The 4425-nt window shown below is 39.8% G+C and carries 6 protein-coding genes; 3 read left to right on the plus strand and 3 right to left on the minus strand.

Annotated features, from left to right (window positions below):
- Positions 1-179: 179 nt before the first annotated feature.
- Positions 180-413: a CmcI family methyltransferase gene (locus F6K13_RS35265; protein WP_205127274.1), complete on the minus strand. Its 234-nt coding sequence runs from the start codon at positions 411-413 to the stop codon at positions 180-182.
- Positions 414-478: 65 nt separating this feature from the next.
- Positions 479-886, minus strand: a complete 408-nt coding sequence (gene tnpA, locus F6K13_RS20125; protein WP_124143872.1) for an IS200/IS605 family transposase — start codon at positions 884-886, stop codon at positions 479-481.
- Positions 887-930: 44 nt separating this feature from the next.
- Here tnpA and F6K13_RS20130 point away from each other — a divergent pair, with 44 nt between their 5' ends.
- Positions 931-1770 carry a transposase gene (locus F6K13_RS20130; RefSeq protein ID WP_240038829.1) on the plus strand — a complete coding sequence of 280 codons (840 nt, stop codon included), beginning with the start codon at positions 931-933 and terminating at the stop codon, positions 1768-1770.
- A complete protein-coding gene (locus F6K13_RS20135) occupies positions 1736-2209 on the plus strand; it encodes an IS200/IS605 family accessory protein TnpB-related protein (protein WP_240038828.1) in 474 nt (157 codons plus the stop codon). Before F6K13_RS20130 ends, F6K13_RS20135 begins: the two co-directional genes overlap by 35 nt.
- Before the next feature lie 343 nt (positions 2210-2552).
- On the opposite strand, the gene F6K13_RS20140 is transcribed toward F6K13_RS20135, so the two are convergent.
- Positions 2553-2948, minus strand: coding sequence for a hypothetical protein (locus F6K13_RS20140; RefSeq protein WP_161564387.1), 396 nt, complete (start codon positions 2946-2948; stop codon positions 2553-2555).
- 100 nt (positions 2949-3048) lie between these two features.
- On the opposite strand from F6K13_RS20140, the gene gcvT reads away from it, so the two are divergent.
- On the plus strand, positions 3049-4194 hold the full coding sequence (gene gcvT / locus F6K13_RS20145) for a glycine cleavage system aminomethyltransferase GcvT (protein WP_192901068.1): 1146 nt from the start codon (positions 3049-3051) through the stop codon (positions 4192-4194).
- Positions 4195-4425 lie beyond the last annotated feature (231 nt).

Here is a 4425-nt window from a genome sequence, read left to right on the forward strand (position 1 = left end):
GAGCAATGTTTGCTCATACATTTGATTAAAGGGCTTCAACAAAGTGTAATCTGCTTTACGGTTTAATCCTGTTAATGCTCTGAGTAACCTGTCTTGTTTTAAGGCTCGTTCAATATTTAGCATTTTTCTGACCAATTTATTATTTGCTCATTTTACCTTATTTCCCAACAACTCTATTATTAAGGATTTTCATCGCTGTGAGTTCTTCGTCTCAGATAACCTTTAGGGTTCCATGTTATGAGAAAAGATTCTCTACCCCTGTCAATTTCAAAATCAGAATTCTCATTTACAAAAGCTTCAATGGCTTCATAAGGACCAGACTTGGGTCCTACAGGCAATCCGTGATGGCATATGCCATCTTCAACTATGAAATAATCTCCGGTCTTTATGAGTGTGGAATAAGTCCTTAACACGGAAAAATTTCGGGAGTTTGGTAGCCCCGTAACTTTAGTTCGGGGCGGAAAAACGAGCGGCGGTTTCAACCGCCGTGATCAGGGTCATTAATGTATTCCAAAATCTTAGCGGTGCTGACCTTCCCCGTAGTGTCATAAAAATAGCTGTGAGTCCATAAACTAGGCAGTTTGCATAGCTGAGGAAACTCCAGTCGCAACAGTCTCGATGACCTACCTTTTAAAGCTTTGACTATTTTATGAATTGCTAGGTCGGACCCATGCTCTACCAATACATGAACGTGGTCTGGCGCTATTTCCAATCCTTTAATTAACCAACCTTTTTCTGTGGCAACTTCCGATAAGATAGCTGCCAATCTTATTTTTACTTGGCCCACTAAAACTTTCTTGCGCCTCTTGGGAATCCAGACTAAATGGACGTGGGCCAAACCTACCGAATGGTTGCCATGTCGGTATATTTTTTGTTGGTTCTTCATGTTGATAGATTGACGCTTATCGACATATTGATGATCATAGAAGCATGAGTAAAAAAACTAAGAAAAAAGTAAAAAATCTAGGATGCCAGCAAGTTTTATTGCATCCAGATCAAGAACTACGGGCCATATTAGAATACTTGTGCGGCGAGGCCAATAAAGTGTTCAATTGTTCTGTTTATTATGCTCGACAAGTTTGGTTTAAAGAAAATAGATTTGTCTCCAAAAGTGAACTTTGCGAGCAGATGAAATGGAACCGACATTTTAACGCAATGTATGCCTCTAGTGCCCAACAAATATGCAATGGTGTTGTTGAATCTTTCAGCAGTTTCAGACAGCTACTAAAGCTGTTTGGTAAAGGTGAATTAGCCAATAAACCCAAGCCGCCTAACTATCGAAAACCTGGTTTATTTACAGTTTCTTATCCTAAAAGATGGTTAAAATTCACGAACGAAGGAATTAGAGTTCCATTAGGACGCAAGGTTAAAGCATGGTTTGGATTAGAGGCATTTTACATTCCGATGGTAAGTAACTTAGATTGGGACTCAATTAAAGAAATTAGGATTCTTCCCCGTCACGGTTGCTTTTATACCGAGTTTGTCTATGAGATGAAAACGCCTGTGGCAGTTAAGTTAGATGCTGGTCAAGCACTTTCCATTGACCACGGTTTAGACAACTGGTTAACTTGTGTAGATACCCAAGGAGATAGCTTTATTATTGATGGGAAACATCTCAAGTCAAAAAATCAGTGGTACAATAAGCAAATTGCCACAATTAAAGAAAATCAACCCCAAGGATTTTGGTCTCAAAGATTAGCTCGCATGACTGAGAAACGTAATCGACAGATGCGGGATGCTGTTAACACTCGCAGCGCGATTAGTTATTAATCACTGTCTTAAGCATGGAATTGGTACAGTGGTTTTTGGTTGGAATAAAGGTCAAAAACAATCAATTGAATTAGGAGCTAAAACTAATCAAAAGTTTGTACAAATTCCTACTGCCAGACTCAAAGAAAGAATAGAACAACTTGGCAATTTATATGGGGTGCAATTTGTAGAAACAGAGGAATCTTATACCTCGCAAGCATCGTTTTTAGATGATGATTTTCTCCCAATCTATGGTGAAAAACCCGATAACTGGGAACCCTCTGGAAAACGTATTAAACGAGGTTTATATCAATCTGCTGCGGGTTATTTAATTAATGCTGACTGCAACGGTGCAGCAAATATTCTCAGAAAAGTATCTGGAAAGCTTGGTCTTGACTTGAGCCAACTAAGTAGAGGCGCTTTGACAACGCCTTTAAGAGTTCATTTCTGGACGAATTAAGAATCTGCGCGTCTTTAGACCGCAGAGTGTCAAAATTATTGTCCTGCCTATTTACATACTTCCGATGTTGCGCTTACACGACTACACGGGACTCCTTAACCTGGGAAATCCCGACTGCTGGTTTGAGGTGAGGTGAGGTGGTATTCTCCCCCTGTATTTTTTTATGATCATAAAAAAATACCTCCTGCTTGTCAAGGGAAGCAGAACATTTTATTTTAGGAGGTGAAAAGTCCTCTTGATTCTCAGAATTTCAGTCTTATGGTTAAATCAAATACTAATGCTAAAGACTAGAACTACCATCAATCGAACGCAAAGCAAAATATAATAATGACATTGCTGATAATCACGGTATTCCTCTAAATAATTTCAATAAACAATAATAACCATAATAACTATGGCACAAACATTCAATCCGGCACAGGTCATTGCCGTTCAAGAAGACCTTGTTACCATTAAAAGGACATCCACTCATGCAAGACCTCTGATCAAAAATGAAGTGGTTTATATCTGTCCGCAACGACAAACGGAAGGTCGTGCCGAATCCAGGGGCAGCAACGACTGTAACCGCAGCATCAGCCTCCGCTACAGCTACACCAGCGCAGGCTGTACCATGATTACTATTTATTTCATACATACTATTTCGATGAGCACCATAACCTTGATCTGTATATAGTCTTCTTCCCCTAAAGTAGCCCCATCCGGCAAACTTACCTGGTGAATTGAAATCAGGATGATCCATGACTATTGACTCTTCCCTCCTGACTCATGACTCATAACCTCTGTAAATAACCACAATATCCTAAAATCAATAAAGTTTATTCTAAATTAGGGACATACCAGTGGCCAAATCAACAGAATCTAATACACAACCTCTCTCCCGCACCCCTTTATATGACCTATGCAGCGAACTCAAGGCCAGAATGGTAGAATTTTCTGGGTGGGAAATGCCAGTACAATACACTAGCATCAGCACTGAACATGAGGCAGTACGCACAAAAGCAGGAATGTTCGATATTTCCCACATGGGCAAGTTTATCGCTCAAGGTCACGATCTAATTAAGAAAATCCAATATTTAGTACCTTCCGACTTAAGCAGTTTAGAACCTGGTAGAGCGCAATATACTGTCTTATTAAACTCTGAGGGAGGCATTATTGATGACTTTATTTTCTATCGTCAAAGTGATGACCCCCTTACCAACGAAGCACGGGGTTTTATGATTGTGAATGCTGCCACTAAAGCTAATGATAAAGCATGGATATTAAGTCATTTAGAAGCTAGTGGTGTTAAATTTCAAGATGTCTCTGAGGAAAAAGTGTTATTAGCTGTACAAGGTCCGGAAGCAGAATCTTATGTGCAACAATTTGTCAAGGAAAATTTGGCAGCAATTGGATTTTTCGGACATTCAGATATTACTGTATTGGAGCAACCTGGTTTTATTGCTAGAACTGGTTACACTGGGGAAGATGGGTTTGAAATTATGGTAGATTCCTCCGTGGGTGTGGAGTTATGGCGCAGTTTGTTGAGTGCTGGCGTTACTCCCTGCGGTTTGGGAGCAAGAGATACTCTACGTTTAGAAGCAGCAATGGCACTTTACGGTCAAGATATTGATACTGAGACTACTCCTCTGGAAGCGGGTTTAAGTTGGTTAGTTCATCTGGATAAAAAGGGTGAATTTATTGGTCGTCAAGTATTGGAAACACAAAAAGCAGAAGGAGTCTCAAAACGTTTGGTGGGTTTGGAAATGCTCGATCGCTCTATTGCTCGTCATGGTTATCCTGTTTTGAGTGATGGCAAAGTGGTAGGGGAAGTTACCAGCGGTACTAAGTCTCCAAGTTTAGGAAAGGCGATCGCTCTAGCTTATTTACCTAAAAAATTAGCTAAGGTAGGTCAAAAATTGGAGGTAGAAGTTAGGGGTAAAAATTATGCAGCTATTGTTGTTAAGCGACCCTTTTATAAAAGTCAAAAGTCAAAAGTTAAAAGTTAAAAGTAGTGGGAGCATCTTGCTCCCTAAATTTTTGGGTACTGTAGTGTAGATAGTGTGTAGGGTGCGTTAGGCGCAACCGTGTAAATGTGGTTGTACCTCAAAACTTAAAATTGCGCCGTAACGCACCATTTTAAAAGTCAAAAATCAAAAGTTAAAAGCTGGAAATGGGGGAAAATTTACAACCTTCTTACTTACAGTAGATTCGGTGATTAATGTGGTACAACTAACAAG

Source organism: Okeania sp. SIO2B9, assembly GCF_010672505.1.
Taxonomy (GTDB): domain Bacteria; phylum Cyanobacteriota; class Cyanobacteriia; order Cyanobacteriales; family Microcoleaceae; genus Okeania; species Okeania hirsuta.

Coding starts and splice junctions, on each gene's coding strand:
- tnpA (WP_124143872.1), bottom strand. CDS start 886: ATGAAGAACCAACAAAAAATATACCGACATGGCAACCATTCGGTAGGT.
- F6K13_RS20130 (WP_240038829.1), top strand. CDS start 931: ATGAGTAAAAAAACTAAGAAAAAAGTAAAAAATCTAGGATGCCAGCAA.
- F6K13_RS20135 (WP_240038828.1), top strand. CDS start 1,736: ATGCTGTTAACACTCGCAGCGCGATTAGTTATTAATCACTGTCTTAAG.
- F6K13_RS20140 (WP_161564387.1), bottom strand. CDS start 2,948: ATGGATCATCCTGATTTCAATTCACCAGGTAAGTTTGCCGGATGGGGC.